The organism is Bradyrhizobium sp. ORS 375 (assembly GCF_000239775.1).
Classification (GTDB): domain Bacteria; phylum Pseudomonadota; class Alphaproteobacteria; order Rhizobiales; family Xanthobacteraceae; genus Bradyrhizobium.
The window spans coordinates 1-14,797 of the sequence record NZ_CAFI01000464.1 but is presented as its reverse complement, the minus strand read 5'-3'; the positions used below and the strand labels follow the sequence as shown (position 1 = coordinate 14,797).

Genomic DNA, 14,797 nt, shown 5'->3' with positions numbered 1-14,797 from the left:
CGCCGGCGCCAGAGCCCGCGCGTCCCGACGTCGAAGCCCAGAAGGAAGGCGCCAAGCCTGCCCTGCCGCCCGCGCCCGCGGAGAAGGTCGCGCCGCCTATGGAGAAGAAGTAGCCCGCTGCGAGATAGGTGCTCGACAACGCGCACACTGCCTCAACATCGTCATGCTCGGGATTGTCCCGGGCATCCACGTGTTTCGAGTGCGCGGCTGCGTGGATGGCCGGGTCAAGCCCGGCCATGACGGAGGAGAGAGCGGGGCCTGAACGCGACTACACATTCGATGCTTCCGCACACGCCGCCGTCGTCCCGGCGAACGCCGGGACCCATAACCACCGTCCGTGGTTTGAGGCAGGCTATTCGCTCCACCTCCCGCCTCATCGGCGTCACGGAGTCTGGGTCCCGGCTCAAGGCCGGGACGACAGCGGAGGTTTACCGCACCAGGATGTTGCGGAACTGCCAGGGATCTGACGTGTCGATGTCCTCCGGGAAGAGGCCCGGGCGGTCGGTCAGCGGCGTCCAGTCGGTGTAGTAGCCCTTCACTGGGCCGAGATACGGCGTCTGGATTTCGAGGCAGCGGCGGAAATCCATCTCGTCGGCTTCGACGATGCCGGCGGTGGGGTTCTCCAGCGCCCAGACCATGCCGGCGAGCACGGCCGAGGACACCTGCATGCCGGTCGCGTTCTGATACGGCGCGACGCGGCGGGTTTCCTCGATCGAGAGCTGCGAGCCGTACCAATAGGCGTTCTTGCCGTGGCCGTAGAGCAGCACGCCGAGCTCGTCGATGCCGTCGACGATCTCATTCTCATCCAGGATGTGCCACTTCTCCTGCATCTTGCCGGTGGCGCCGAAGATCTCGTGCAGCGACAGCACCGCGTCGTTGGCCGGGTGATAGGCGTAGTGGCAGGTCGGGCGATACACCACCTTGTCGCCGTCGCGCACCGTGTAGTAGTCGGCGATCGAGATCGACTCGTTGTGCGTCACCAGGAAGCCGTATTGCGCGCCCGGTGTCGGGCACCACGAGCGCACGCGGGTGTTGGCGCCCGGCTGCAGCAGATAGATCGCAGCGCCGCAGCCTTCGGCGTGGCGGCGGCCGTTCTCCGGCATCCACTTTTCATGCGTGCCCCAGCCGAGCTCGGCCGGCTGCATGCCCTCGGACACGAAACCCTCGACCGACCAGGTGTTGACGAACACGTCCATCGGCTTCGGGTTCCTGGAGCGCTGGGTGTCGCGCTCGGCGATGTGGACGCCCTTGACGCCGAGCTTCTGCATCAGCTGCGCCCAGCCCTCGCGGCTCCTGGGCTCGACGATCTCGGTCTTGGTGTCCTTCGCGATGTCGAGCAGCGCCTGCTTGACGAACCAGGAGACCATGCCGGGGTTGGCGCCGCAGGTCGAGACGGCGGTGGTGCCGCCCGGGCTCTTGCGGCGCGCGGCGAGCAGGGTCTCGCGCAGCGCGTAGTTGGAGCGCTGCTCGACGCCCATCTGCTTGTCGAAATAGAAGCCGGCCCACGGCTCCACGACGGTGTCGATGTAGAGCGCGCCGATCTCACGGCACAAGGTCATGATGTCGACCGAGGAGGTGTCGACCGAGAGGTTGACGCAAAAACCCTGGCCGCCGCCTTCGGTGAGCAGCGGCACCAGGAGCTCGTGGTAATTGTCGCGGGTCACGCCCTGCTGGATGAAGCGCACGCCGTGCTTCTTCGCGAGCTCGCCGTCGTCATGCGGATCGATGATGACGAAGCGGCTCTTGTCGTAGTCGAAATGGCGTTCGATCAGGGGCAGGGTGCCCTTGCCGATCGAGCCGAAGCCGATCATGACGATGGGGCCGGTGATTTTCGCGTGGATCTGCGAGCTCATGAGGGGATGGTCTCCGGACAGGTGCTTTCGCGTTCGTGGAAGGAGTGGCGCTGCGTCAGGCGCTGCGCCGTTTGGCGGTGACTTCGATCTCGACCTTCATCTCGGGCTTGTAGAGGCCAGCGACGATGAGCAGCGTTGCGGCCGGGCGGATGTCGCCGAGAACTTCGCCGCAGACCGCGAAATGCGCATCCGCATCGGCGACGTCGGTCAGGTAGTAGGTCGCGCGGACGATGTCGGCCATCTCGAACCCGCCCTCCTGCAGGGCGGCCGCGATGGTCTTGAAGCAGTTGCGTGACTGGCTCGTGACATCGGCCGGCATCGTCATCGTGGTGTAGTCGTAGCCGGTGGTCCCGGCGACGAAGGCGAAGTCGCCGTCGATCACCGCGCGGCTGTAGCCGGCGGTCTTCTCGAACGGTGATCCGGTAGAGATCAAGCGGCGGGGCATTTTGGGACCTCGTCGGGGCATTTTCGGGGGGTTAAAGAGCTTTTGCTGCACCTGCGCAACCCCTGGCGGGGCGTCTGCGGCGGTCGCTGCCGGCATGCCTAACGCAGCCGCGTGACATCGGGTCCGGCGGGCGGGCTGCTCCAGCGCCGCACCACGATGTCGCGGACGATCATGATGCCGAGCAGGATCAGCACCAGCGTGGGCAGCCACGTCCGTCGCGGCGGCTGCGCCGCCGCCTTGGCCCTCACGCCGCGCATGGCAGCGGCCGCTCCTTGCGGCGGCGGGCCTTGCGCTCGGGCGCGCCGGTGGCGACGATCATGCCGGACGCGCCGTCCAGCGCGCCGTCGACCAGCTCGAGGCCGAGCAGGCGGGCGCGCTCGAACGCCCCCGGCAGCTCCAACTCGGCCGCCTTGGCCGCATCGAAGCCGAAGCGGGCGTAGTAGGGCGCATCGCCGAGCAGCACCACGGCGCCATGGCCGCGCGATGCCGCAATCATCAGCGCGGCATTCATCAGCGCGGCACCGACGCCGAGGCTGCGGGCTTCGGGGGCGACCGCCAGCGGCCCGAGCATCAGCGCGTCGCGTCCGCCGGCGCTGACGTGCCACAACCGCAGCGTTCCCACGAGGACGCCGCCGCGCATCGCCGACAGGGCGAGGCCCGCGGCGGGCGCGCGTCCGTCGCGCAGGCGCTGGCAGGTGCGCTCATGGCGGGTGTCGCCAAAGCAGGCATCGAGCAGCGTCTCGCGCGCCGCGACGTCGGAGGCACGTTCCGCACGGATCACGAACGGAGCGGCAGTCCGAACAGGCGCAGTCGTTGGGATGCGAAAAGCGGTCATGGCACGTCAGTCCCCGGCCTGCGCCGCGAGCTCATGCCCGCGCGCAAACACGTGATGTCAGGTTGAAGGTGACGGTCTGTCGCTCCCTCCCCCGCTTGCGGGGGAGGGTCGGGGGTGGGGGAACGTCCCACCCGGGGCTTTTGATCGCCTCACCACGCGGGTGAGGCAGCAAGCCGGATCAGATGTGATACGTCTTCAGCGGCGGGATGCCGTTGAAGGCCACCGACGAGTAGGTCGAGGTATACGCCCCGGTCCCCTCGATCAGCACCTTGTCGCCGATCGAGAGCGTCACCGGCAGCGGATACGGCAGCTTCTCGTACATCACGTCGGCCGAATCGCAGGTCGGGCCGGCGAGCACGCACGGGGTCATGTCCGCGCCGTCATGCGGGGTGCGGATGGCGTAGCGGATCGACTCGTCCATCGTCTCGGCGAGACCGCCGAACTTGCCGATGTCGAGATAGACCCAGCGCAGCTCGTCCTCATCGCTCTTCTTCGAGATCAGCACCACTTCCGACTCGATGATCCCGGCATTGCCGACCATACCGCGGCCCGGCTCGATGATCGTCTCCGGGATCTGGTTGCCGAAATGCTTGCGCAGCGCACGGAAGATCGAGCGGCCGTACTGCACGACCGGCGGCACGTCCTTCAGGTACTTGGTCGGGAAGCCCCCGCCCATGTTGACCATCGAGAGGTTGATGCCGCGCTCGGCGCAGTCGCGGAACACCGTCGAGGCCATCGCCAGCGCGCGGTCCCACGCCTTCACCTTGCGCTGCTGCGAGCCGACATGGAACGAGATGCCGCACGGCTCGAGGCCGAGGCGCTTCGCCAGGTCCAGCACTTCGACAGCCATCTCCGGATCGCAGCCGAACTTGCGCGACAGCGGCCACTCGGCGCCGGCGCAATCGTACAGGATGCGGCAGAACACCTTCGCGCCGGGAGCAGCGCGCGAGATCTTCTCGACCTCGGCGGCGCAGTCCACGGCAAAGAGGCGGATGCCGAGCGCATAGGCGCGCGCGATATCCCGCTCCTTCTTGATGGTGTTGCCATAGGAGATACGGTCCGGCGTCGCACCGGCGGCCAGCGCCATCTCGATCTCGGCGACGGTCGCCGTGTCGAAGGAGGAGCCGAGCGAGGCGAGCAGCGACAGCACTTCCGGCGCCGGGTTGGCCTTGACCGCGTAGAACACGCGGCTGTCCGGCAAGGCGCGGGCGAAGTTCGTGTAGTTGTCGCGCACGACATCGAGATCGACGACGAGACAGGGCTCGTGGTCCAGACCTTCCTCGCGGCGGTTGCGCAGGAATTCCCGGATACGTTCGGTCATAGCACCCTCCAAACGGCCCGTTTGCGACGTGGCCCGTTCAAAATGATCCCGACACGGGTGCCTTGGCCTTGCCGCCCGATGGAAAGGCGACAAGACTTCGAACCCGAAGCCGAATTGTGCTGCCGTGGATTGGTTGGGAATTTCCCGCCCGCACACCTGGCAATGAAGGACAAGCCTTTTCAGTAGCCCGCGCCGGCGTTGGACTGCCGGTAGAGACCAAAAAAGCCCGATCCGTCGTTGCTTTAAGTCGCGTCCCCCGTTGAGAGCGGGGTGCGCCGGTTCGCCTCCGGCTGCCAGTCACGGTTGCAAAAGAGGAGGTGACCTTCAGCGGCATCTCTTGAGAGAGATGCTGGGCTCCTGGAGCATGACGATCTCGATCGAACTGATCTTGATCGCAACGATCCGAGCGCCCCTCGGTTCCTCATCCCTTGGCGGCTGTCCGGCCTCTTGTCCGGATACCTACCGACTGACACACGACCACAGGCACGTGCGAAATTGGGCAGAACCGGAAATATGCGTTTTGAATTTCGTTCGCAAGGAATTTTTCGGCGCCGGGAAAGATTTCCCTCATCTGTGTTGACGAGACACAGTCGATGGCGCCGATGTCTGAACGCGCGTTAAGCGAGCTTAAACTTTCGTAACGCGTTCACGCTTGCAGGACAGTGTTTCCGACGACTCACGCACGCTTGGTGAACGGCTCGATGCGCTGGGCGCCGCGGATGAAGCCGATCATCACGAACACGCCGATTGCGAACAGCACCGCCTGCAGGATGTGCGCGCCCTGGTCGCCGAGGCCGAACAGAATCGCCAGCGCCCAGCCGCCGGCGAAGGCCGCGCCGAACACCTCAGCACCGATCAGGATCGCCGCCGAGATAACGGTGATCACGCTCGGCCAGGCGATCTGGCGAGCGGGCTTTGCGGTGCTGTCTGCGCTCATGGTCCGGGTCCTTTTGAGGGGCGCAATCTCTCCGAAATGGCCCCCGCCTTCAAGGGGAAATGACCCAAAAAGGACCGTCTCCGTGGTAAGAGGGGCGCCAGTTTGATCCGGGGAGCAAGAGCCGATGTCCAACACGACCGCCACGATCGACGCCCAGAGCAATCCGCTGCTCGTGGCCTGGGACACCCCGCACCAGACACCGCCCTTCGATGCGATCAGGCCCGAGCATTTTCTGCCGGCCTTCGAGCGTGCCTTCGCCGATCACACCGCTGAAATCACCGCGATCACGCACGATCCGGCCGAGCCCGACTTCGCCAACACCATCACGGCGCTGGAGCGCTCGGGCAAGCTGCTGTCGAAGGTCGCGGCGGTGTTTTACGACCTGGTCTCGGCGCATTCCAGCCCGGCGATCCTGGAGATCGACAAGGAGGTGTCGCTGCGGATGGCACGGCACTGGAACCCGATCATGATGAACGCCGTGCTGTTTGGTCGCATCGCGCTGCTCTACGACAACCGCAAGACCCTGAAGCTGACCGGCGAGGAGCAGCGGCTCTTGGAGCGCACCTACACCCGCTTCCGCCGCGCCGGCGCCGGCCTCAAGGACGAGGCCAAGGCGCGCATGGCCGAGATCAACGAGCAGCTCGCCCAGCTCGGCACCACCTTCAGCCACCACGTGCTCGGCGACGAGCAGGACTGGTTCCTGGAGCTCGGCGAGGATGACCGCGCCGGCCTCTCCGACAGCTTCGTCGCCGCCGCGAAGGCTGCGGCGGAGGAGCGCGGCATGCCGGGCAAGGCGATCGTGACCCTGTCGCGCTCCTCGGTCGAGCCGTTCCTGCAGAGCTCCGCCCGCCGCGACCTGCGCGAGAAGGTGTTCAAGGCCTTCACCGCGCGCGGCGACAATGGCAATGCCAACGACAACAACGTCGTGATCGGCGAGATCCTCGCGTTGCGTGAGGAGGCGGCAAAGATCATGGGATTCCCGAACTTCGCGGCCTATCGCCTGGAGGACTCCATGGCGAAGACGCCGGAGGCGGTGCGTGGCCTGTTGGAGCGGGTGTGGAAGCCGGCCCGTGCCAAGGCGCTGGCCGATCGCGACCAGCTGCAGGCGCTGATCACGGAAGAGGGCGGCAACTTCAAGCTCGAGGCCTGGGACTGGCGCTATTACGCCGAGAAGCTGCGCCAGGCGAAGGCGAATTTCGACGACGCCGCCATCAAGCCGTATCTTTCGCTCGACAACATGGTCGCGGCCGCCTTCGACTGCGCCACGCGGCTGTTCGGCATCACCTTTGCCGAGCGCAAGGACATTCCTGTCTGGCATCCCGACGTCCGCGTCTGGGAGATCAAGGCCGCCGACGGCAGCCACAAGGCACTTTTCTATGGCGACTACTTCGCCCGGCCGTCGAAGCGCTCCGGCGCCTGGATGACCTCGCTGCGCGACCAGCAGAAGCTCGACGGCGATACCGCGCCGCTGATCATCAACGTCTGCAACTTCGCCAAGGGCGCCGACGGCCAGCCGTCGCTGCTGTCGCCGGATGACGCGCGCACGCTATTCCACGAGTTCGGCCATGGCCTGCATGGCATCCTCTCCAACGTGACCTATCCGTCGCTGTCGGGCACCGCTGTCTTCACTGACTTTGTCGAGCTGCCGTCGCAGCTCTACGAGCATTGGCAGGAACGGCCCGAGGTGCTGCAGACCTTCGCGAAGCACTACCAGACCGGCGAGCCGTTGCCGCAGGATCTGCTCGAGCGCTTCCTCGCGGCGCGCCGTTTCAACCAGGGCTTTGCCACCGTCGAGTTCGTCTCGTCGGCGCTGATCGACCTGGAGTTCCACACCCAGCCGGCCGCGGCGTCCAAGGACGTTCGCGCATTCGAGAAGGCCGAGATGGAGAAGATCGGCATGCCCCAGGAGATCGCGCTGCGCCACCGGCCGACCCAATTCGGCCACATCTTCTCTGGAGACCACTATGCGGCGGGCTATTACAGCTACATGTGGTCGGAGGTGATGGATGCGGATGCCTTCGGTGCCTTCGAGGAAGCCGGCAACATCTTCGATCCCGCGGTCGCCAAGCGGCTCCACGACAACGTCTACTCGTCGGGTGGCTCGCTCGATCCGGAAGCGGCCTATGTGGCCTTCCGTGGCCGCGAGCCCGAGCCCGACGCACTGCTGCGCCGGCGCGGGCTTCTCGATGTCCCCAAGGCGGCCTGAACCGACGAGCCTGAGGTGATCAAGATGCTGCGTTCTCTCCTCGCCGTGCTGGCGCTCGTGCTTGGCGCGAGCGCGGCCCATGCTCATCCACATGTCTGGGTCACCGCGACCAGCGAGCTGCTTTACGCGGCCGACGGCACGGTGACCGGCGTGCGCCACGCCTGGACCTTCGACGACATGTTCGCGACCTATGCGCTGCAGGGCCTCGAGACCAAGCAGAAGGGCGTCTACACCCGCGAGGAGCTGGCGCCGCTGGCGCAGACCAACGCCGAGTCGCTGAAGGAATATGCCTACTTCACCTTTGTGAAGGCCGACGGCCGCAAGCAGAAGCTCGTCGATCCCGTCGACTACTACCTCGAATACAAGGACACCAAGCTGACCCTGCACTTCACCTTGCCGCTGAAAGCGCCGGTGAAGTCCAACCAGCTCCAGGTCGAGGTCTACGATCCCAGCTATTTCATCGATTTCCAGATGGCGGAGAAGGATCCCGTCAAGCTGGTCAGCGCTCCCGCAGGCTGCAAGTTCGGCCTGGTGAGACCGAGCGACGGCGGATCCGTCGCGCAGACCATGAACGAACAGACATTCCTGAGCGGCGGGGCGAACGCCAATTTCGGAATGAATTTCGCCAACAAGATCTCAGTGGAATGTCCATGACGCCTCGCCCCGGCTCCGCCCGACCGTTTCTCACTTGCGCCGCGTTCCTCGCGGCGCTTTTTGTTGCCGACGCCGCCTCGCACGCGCTGCTCGCCAAGCCGCCGTTCGGCGCACCGGCCGAGCCGCAGGTCGGCGGTATCGTCGGCTGGATCCTCGCCAAGCAGTCGGAATTCTATCGCCAGATGTCCGGCGCGATCCGCTCGGCCAAGGAGGACGGCTCGGCGGTGTGGTGGCTGCTCGCGATCTCCTTTGCCTATGGCATCTTCCATGCGGCTGGTCCCGGCCACGGCAAGGCGGTCATCGCGTCCTATCTCGTTGCCAATCAGGAGACGGCCAAGCGCGGCATCGTGCTGTCGTTCGCCTCGGGCCTGATGCAGGCGCTGGTGGCGGTCGCGATCGTCGGCATCGGCGCGGTCTTGCTCAACGCCACGGCAGCCAGCATGTGCAGCGCCGAGAAGGTGGTGGAGATCGCCAGCTACGGCCTGATCGCGCTGCTCGGCGCGCGGCTGGTGTGGGTGAAGGGCGCGGCGTTCCTGCGGACGTGGCAGCCGGCGGCTCCGGCACTGGCGCTGGCGGGTGCGTCCGCGGCGGCGGTGGCGCCGTCTGGCCATGATCACGGGCACGCGCATGATCATCAGCATCGCACGTCTCAGCATGATCATCACGGCCATGATCACCATGGCCACGACCACGATGGCCACGACCATCACGGCCATGATCATCACCACGGTCATGGTCATGCCCACACCCATGCCGCCGCGGCGCATGGTCATGCCATTCACGATCATGTCCACCACGATCACGCCCATCATGATCACGTTCACGGCGACGATTGCGGCTGCGGCCATTCGCACGGCCCGGCGCCGAGCGAGCTCGCCGGCCCCGGCGGCTGGCAGCGCGGCTTTCAGGCGATCTTCGCCGCCGGCATCCGCCCCTGCTCGGGCGCGATCCTGGTGCTGGTGTTCGCGCTCGCGCAAGGCATGTTCTGGGCCGGCGTCGCCGCGACCATCGTAATGGGCATGGGCACCGCAATCACCGTCGCGACGATTGCGGTGATCGCTGTCGCCGCCAAGGACATCACCCGCCGCCTCAGCGCCGGCCGCGACGGCGGCGGCGCGCTGATCATGCGGGGGTTGGAATTCGGTGCGGCTGGGCTCGTGCTGCTGTTCGGCGTCGGCCTGCTGTTCGGCTATATGGCGGCGGAGCGGACGACCTGTTTCTGAGCAGGGTGCGGTCAGCTACTCCGCTCCTGCGCAACACGTCCGCCGCGACGTACTGGATGCGCCTGCGCGGGGCATGACAGCGGTGGGGTGGGCCGAGATCGCGCAACACTATCGGTGTCGTCCCGGCCTTGAGCCGGGACCCATACTCCGCGGCGGCTGTGATTGAGCGAGCCTTTAACTACACGCCTGCCTCAAACCGCTCCCTGTGGTTATGGGTCCCGGCTCAAGGCCGGGACGACAGCGAGGGTGCGGACGCTGTGTTGCTATGCCCCTGCGGCCGCAGGGCGCGGCCCAAGGCCATCAGCGGGAAATAATGGCGGTACATGCCATAACGCAGCATGAAGGCGCGGGAGAGTTCGGGACCCTGCATCAGGCGCTCCGACAGAGCGGGGTCGTTCAGCTTGATGGTCTGGCCGACGCCGTAGCCGGGGAAGCCGGTGCCGGTGAATTCGGGCTCGTCCCAGGTGCCGGCGGACTGGCGCTCGACCAGCCATAGGCAGCCGCGCTCGATCGCGTCCTTGTCCTGCGGACGGTTGGCCGCCAGCAGGGCCATCAGCGCCCATGCCGTCTGCGACGCCGTTGTGGTGCCGCGGCCGACGGCTGAGATGTCCATGTAGGAGGCGCAGCTTTCGCCCCAGCCGCCGTCAGGCTGCTGATGCGCGACCAGCCAGTCGCAGGCCCGGCTGATATAGGGCTGGGTCATGTCCTCGCCGATCGCGGCCAGCGCCGGCAGCACCGCGCCGGTGCCGTAGACGTAGTTGACGCCCCAGCGGCCGAACCACGGGCCGCTCGGCTCCTGCTCCTTGCGGATATAGGCCAGCGCCTGCACCATCGATGGATCGTTGCGCGAGATGCCGAGCTTGCCGAACGCCTCGACGATATGCGCCGTGACGTCGACCGACGGCGGATCGAGCGCCTCGCCGTAATCGCAGAACGGGATCTTGGTCAGGATCTGCTGGTTGTTGTCCTTGTCGAACGCGCCCCAGCCGCCGCCCTGGCTCTGCATGCCGATCAGCCAGTCGACGCCGAGCGCAATCGCCTCGTCGATGCCCTTGGCCTTCCACTTGGGATCATGGCGCAGCGGCGCCAGCGCGATCAGCGCGACCGCGGTATCGTCCGTGTCGGGATAATAATTGTTGGCGTATTCGAATGCCCAGCCGCCGGGCTTGACGTGCGGCAGCTTCATCGACCAGTCGCCGGGCACGCGCACCTGGCGGGCGAGCACCCAGTTGACCGCCTTGTCGACGGCCGCGGGATAGTCGCCGAGCACGCCGGCATCGTCGAACGCGAGCAGGGTCAGGATCGTGTCCCACACCGGGCTGTTGGTCGCCTGGATGAAGGTGGCGTCGCCGACGTCGACGCGCCAGCCGGGATCGTTCAGCGCATCGAGGCCCTTGGCGAGCACGGGATGATTGAGCGGATAGCCCTCGGAGTAGAGCGCCATCAGGCCGTAGATCCAGGGCGGCTGGATGCCGCCCCAGGCGCCGTCGAAATCCTGGTGGCGGATCATCCATTCCAGCACGCGGCTGGTCGCGGCCGGGCGGAACAGGCCGAGATTGAGCTTGTTGCCGAAGTTTTGGAGGGCATGCAGCACCTTGTCGGCGCCGCGGAAGAACTTGTCCCAGCCGCCGGCATTGGCCTTTACCGGCAGCTCGTAATCGAACGCGGCGCGCCCGCGCGGAAACAGCGCGTCCAGCCGGTTCTCCGGCGGCAGCGGCCGGCTCGGCCTCCGCGCCGACAACACCGCGATCGGCATCAAAGTGGCGCGGGCCCATTGCGCGAAATTGTAGATCGAGAACGGAAACCAGAGCGGAAACCAGATCACTTCGGGCGGGATATTCGGGGTCTTCTCCCACGGCCATTCGCCGATCAGCGCCAGCCAATAGCGGGTGAAGACGCGGATGTTGCGCAGGCCCCCCTTGGCCTCGATCCACTCACGGGCCCTGCGCACCGGCGGCTCGTCGTCGCGGAAGCCGAGCGAGCGGAGCGCGGCATAGGCCTCAACGGTCGCGTTGATGTCGCCATTCGGCGCGCCGAAATAGACCTGCCAGGCGCCGTCGGGGCGCTGGGTATCGAGCAGCGACTGGCCCAGGCGCTTGCGCAGGGGATGGTCCTCGAGCCCCATGAACCACAGCGCCAGGCACCATTGCGCCTCCATGCAGGCGTTGGATTCGGCGCGGCCGACCCAGTGTCCATCCGGCTTCTGGTTGGCGATCAACCAGTCCGAAGCCGCCCGCACCGTCGATTGCAGGGCGGTCTGGTAGTTTCCCGGGTCGCGCGGCGCGCGCGCGGAGGCCGAGCTGGTCAAAGTCATCACAATCCCTCTGGCGGCCTGAGAGCGCCGCGACAGCCGTCGAATTCACCCCGCCCTATAGGGAATTTCGCCGCCAAATCCAATCAACTGGCCGTAGCCGGCCGGATCAAAGCAGAAACGAAAGGCGTACGGACGGAGGTCTTCCGAGCTCTTGGTTAGCATCCGCGTGGGGAGCGGGATGTGACCCCTCTCACGCCCGCGGCGGGGCTCAGGCGGGCAGGTAAACGCGCAGCCAAGGAAGGAAGAAGATGCCGACCGTGATCAGGAAGCCGATCGCCCACAGGATCGAGCGCAGCGAGGGCCGGTCGCCGACATAGGTCAGAATGTAGGCGACGCGGACGATCACGAACAGCACTGACAGCTCGTTGATGAGGTTCTGCGGCGCCCCGCGGAACTCGGCCAGCAGCACGGCGGTGGCAAAGAACGGGAACGCCTCGATGCCGTTCTGGTGGGCACCCAGCGCCCGCTCGCGGATGCCGCCCACATAAAACGCGGGATCCCTGGGTCGCGCATTGTCGTAGCGACCGGCGCCGTCGACGCTGATCCATTTCGCCGGCACGATCGTTACGAGGTAGAGCATTACGCTGGCGAAAATGCATAGCTCAGCAATCGTCATGGCTCCTCCAGCCCGATGACATCGGTGAAATGGCCCTTATCTTGACAATGTCGAAACAAGCCGCCAAGCCACGCCCTTCACCAGTCACGGGCATCATGACCGCCGCCATCTCTCTCGACAATGCCAGGCCTGTCGAGGCCAAGTCTGTCGATTTGAAGTCGTCACCCGCCGCGAGCACGGCGCGGGTTGGCGTGCTGCTGGTCAATCTCGGCACGCCGGATACGGCGGATGCCGCCGGCGTGCGCGTCTATCTCAAGGAATTCCTGTCCGATCGCCGGGTGATCGAGGACCAGGGGCTGCTGTGGAAGATCATCCTCAACGGCATCATCCTCAACGTCCGGCCGCGCAAGAAGGCCAAGGACTACCTGTCGATCTGGAACACCGAGAAGAACGAATCGCCGCTGAAGACGATCACGCGGGCGCAGAGCGAGAAGCTCGCCGCCGCGATGGCTGACCGCAGCCATGTCATCGTCGACTGGGCGATGCGTTATGGCAATCCCTCGATGAAGGCCGGGATCGACGGGCTGAAGGCGAGGGGGTGCGATCGCATCCTGGTGGTGCCGCTGTATCCGCAATATTCGGCGGCGACGTCTGCGACCGTCTGCGACGAGGCGTTCCGCGTGCTGACCGAGATGCGCGCGCAGCCGACGATCCGGGTGACGCCGCCGTATTACAGCGACGAGTTCTACATTGAGGCGCTGGCGGTCTCGATCGAGGAGCATCTCAAGACGCTGCCGTATACGCCCGAGCTGATCGTTGCCTCGTTCCACGGCATGCCGAAGGAATATGTCGACAAGGGCGATCCCTATCGCGAGCAGTGCGTCGCCACGACGGAGTTGCTGCGCAAGCGGCTCGGCATGGACGACACCAAGCTGCTTCTGACCTTCCAGTCGCGCTTCGGCTTCTCGGAGTGGCTGCAGCCCTACACCGACAAGACCATCGAGAAGCTCGCCAAGGACGGCGTCAAGCGGATCGCCGTGGTGATGCCGGGCTTCGCCGCCGACTGCCTGGAGACGCTGGAGGAGATCTCCGGCGAGAACTGCGAGATCTTCAAGCACAATGGCGGCGAGGAATTCTCCGCCGTGCCGTGCCTGAACGACAGCGCGCCCGGCATGGAGGTGCTGCGGCAGCTGGTGCTGCGTGAGCTGCAGGGCTGGCTGTGAACGGCGGCCGGTAAATCCGGCCGGCTAGGTAGGTTTCACCCCTGTACAAGGTTAACGGCCGCGCGGCCGTCGAAAATATGTTCCTGAACCGCGCCCATCGGACCCCCGACAAAATCATGTAGCAATCCCTAGATTGTGATTGCTGCAGAGGTTGGTGAGGAGGCGCCGCCTCCTCCCTTGGAGGATCCATGAGCGGTTTCGACATTTTCGCCATTGCGCTGGTGCTGCTGGGCATCTTCACGCTGTATTCCGGCGTGAAGACCGTGCCGCAGGGGTTCGACTGGACCGTGGAGCGGTTCGGTAAATACACCGGCACGCTGTCGCCGGGCCTCAACATCATCGTGCCGTTCTTCGACCGCATCGGGCGCAAGGTGAACATGATGGAGCAGGTGATCGACATCCCCGAGCAGGAGGTCATCACCAAGGACAACGCCACCGTGACGGTGGATGGCGTCGCCTTCTACCAGGTGTTCGACGCCGCGAAAGCGAGCTACGAGGTCGCCAACCTCAACCAGGCGATCATCACGCTGACCATGACCAACATCCGCTCGGTGATGGGCTCGATGGATCTGGACCAGGTGCTGTCGCATCGCGACGAGATCAACGAGCGGCTGCTGCGCGTCGTCGACGCCGCGGTGTCGCCGTGGGGACTGAAGGTCAACCGCATCGAGATCAAGGACATCGTGCCGCCGGCCGATCTGGTCGAGGCGATGGGCCGGCAGATGAAGGCCGAGCGCGTCAAGCGCGCCGACATCCTCCAGGCGGAGGGCCAGCGGCAGTCGGAGATCTTGCGCGCGGAAGGCGCCAAGCAGAGCCAGATCCTGCAGGCCGAGGGCCGCCGCCAGTCCGCGTTCCTCGATGCGGAAGCGCGCGAGCGCGCGGCGGAGGCCGAGGCCAAGGCGACGCAGATGGTGTCGGACGCGATCGGTAAGGGCGACGTCGCCGCGCTCAACTACTTCATCGCCGATAAATACATCAAGGCGTTCGGCCAGCTCGCGGACTCGCCGAACCAGAAGGTGATCATGCTGCCGATCGAGGCGACCGGCATGCTCGGCTCGCTCGCCGGCATCGGCGAGATCGCCAAGGCGACGTTCGGCGAGAGCTCGGCCTCTGCGGTCGCAGCCGCGCGCCGCGGCGGCTCGGTGCCGTCGGCGGGGACGCCGCCGAAGCCGCCTGTGCCGCCGCAGGCCTGAGGCAAGGGAGGTCATCATGAGCGACATGTTCGTGACG

13 protein-coding genes are annotated in these 14,797 nt (G+C 66.0%); 5 read left to right on the top strand and 8 right to left on the bottom strand.

All coding sequences use genetic code 11. The features are described from left to right. Nucleotides 1–428: 428 nt before the first annotated feature. The 6 genes from BRAO375_RS31725 to BRAO375_RS31705 form a co-directional block, all read right to left on the bottom strand. Nucleotides 429–1,853, bottom strand: a complete 1,425-nt coding sequence (locus BRAO375_RS31725; RefSeq protein ID WP_009031522.1) for a homospermidine synthase — start codon at nucleotides 1,851–1,853, stop codon at nucleotides 429–431. Between the two features lie 55 nt (nucleotides 1,854–1,908). Next, complete coding sequence (locus BRAO375_RS31720) at nucleotides 1,909–2,298, bottom strand: RidA family protein (protein ID WP_009031521.1); 390 nt, start codon at nucleotides 2,296–2,298, stop codon at nucleotides 1,909–1,911. A 98-nt stretch (nucleotides 2,299–2,396) separates the two neighbouring features. Continuing rightward, nucleotides 2,397–2,555: a hypothetical protein gene (locus BRAO375_RS38270; protein ID WP_175345402.1), complete on the bottom strand. Its 159-nt coding sequence runs from the start codon at nucleotides 2,553–2,555 to the stop codon at nucleotides 2,397–2,399. Next, a complete protein-coding gene (locus BRAO375_RS31715; protein WP_009031519.1) occupies nucleotides 2,543–3,133 on the bottom strand; it encodes a GNAT family N-acetyltransferase in 591 nt (196 codons plus the stop codon). Before BRAO375_RS31715 ends, BRAO375_RS38270 begins: the two co-directional genes overlap by 13 nt. Nucleotides 3,134–3,311: 178 nt before the next feature. Continuing rightward, a complete protein-coding gene (locus tag BRAO375_RS31710; protein WP_008962716.1) occupies nucleotides 3,312–4,454 on the bottom strand; it encodes a type III PLP-dependent enzyme in 1,143 nt (380 codons plus the stop codon). A 676-nt stretch (nucleotides 4,455–5,130) separates the two neighbouring features. Continuing rightward, complete coding sequence (locus tag BRAO375_RS31705) at nucleotides 5,131–5,391, bottom strand: hypothetical protein (RefSeq protein WP_009031518.1); 261 nt, start codon at nucleotides 5,389–5,391, stop codon at nucleotides 5,131–5,133. Nucleotides 5,392–5,515: 124 nt separating this feature from the next. On the opposite strand from BRAO375_RS31705, the gene BRAO375_RS31700 reads away from it, so the two are divergent. The 3 genes from BRAO375_RS31700 to BRAO375_RS31690 are packed head-to-tail and all read left to right on the top strand — an operon-like array spanning nucleotide 5,516 to nucleotide 9,474. Then, entirely contained in the window at nucleotides 5,516–7,597 is a 2,082-nt protein-coding gene (locus BRAO375_RS31700; RefSeq protein WP_009031517.1) for a M3 family metallopeptidase, read from the top strand. Between the two features lie 24 nt (nucleotides 7,598–7,621). Further along, the gene (locus BRAO375_RS31695) at nucleotides 7,622–8,251 is read left to right on the top strand and encodes a DUF1007 family protein (protein WP_009031516.1); all 630 of its coding nucleotides are present in this window, start codon (nucleotides 7,622–7,624) and stop codon (nucleotides 8,249–8,251) included. Next, nucleotides 8,248–9,474, top strand: a complete 1,227-nt coding sequence (locus BRAO375_RS31690) for a nickel/cobalt transporter (RefSeq protein ID WP_009031515.1) — start codon at nucleotides 8,248–8,250, stop codon at nucleotides 9,472–9,474. Before BRAO375_RS31695 ends, BRAO375_RS31690 begins: the two co-directional genes overlap by 4 nt. Nucleotides 9,475–9,697: 223 nt before the next feature. Here the strand turns inward: BRAO375_RS31690 and shc are convergent, their stop codons facing one another. Then, the gene (shc, locus tag BRAO375_RS31685; protein WP_009031514.1) at nucleotides 9,698–11,788 is read right to left on the bottom strand and encodes a squalene--hopene cyclase; all 2,091 of its coding nucleotides are present in this window, start codon (nucleotides 11,786–11,788) and stop codon (nucleotides 9,698–9,700) included. A gap of 208 nt (nucleotides 11,789–11,996) precedes the next feature. After that, nucleotides 11,997–12,404, bottom strand: coding sequence for an MAPEG family protein (locus tag BRAO375_RS31680; RefSeq protein ID WP_009031512.1), 408 nt, complete (start codon nucleotides 12,402–12,404; stop codon nucleotides 11,997–11,999). A 95-nt stretch (nucleotides 12,405–12,499) separates the two neighbouring features. Between BRAO375_RS31680 and hemH the strand changes: the two genes are divergently transcribed. Both hemH and BRAO375_RS31670 read left to right on the top strand, forming a co-directional pair. Then, nucleotides 12,500–13,567, top strand: a complete 1,068-nt coding sequence (gene hemH, locus BRAO375_RS31675) for a ferrochelatase (RefSeq protein ID WP_009031511.1) — start codon at nucleotides 12,500–12,502, stop codon at nucleotides 13,565–13,567. Nucleotides 13,568–13,755: 188 nt separating this feature from the next. Further along, the gene (locus BRAO375_RS31670; protein ID WP_009031510.1) at nucleotides 13,756–14,760 is read left to right on the top strand and encodes an SPFH domain-containing protein; all 1,005 of its coding nucleotides are present in this window, start codon (nucleotides 13,756–13,758) and stop codon (nucleotides 14,758–14,760) included. Nucleotides 14,761–14,797: the final 37 nt, after the last annotated feature.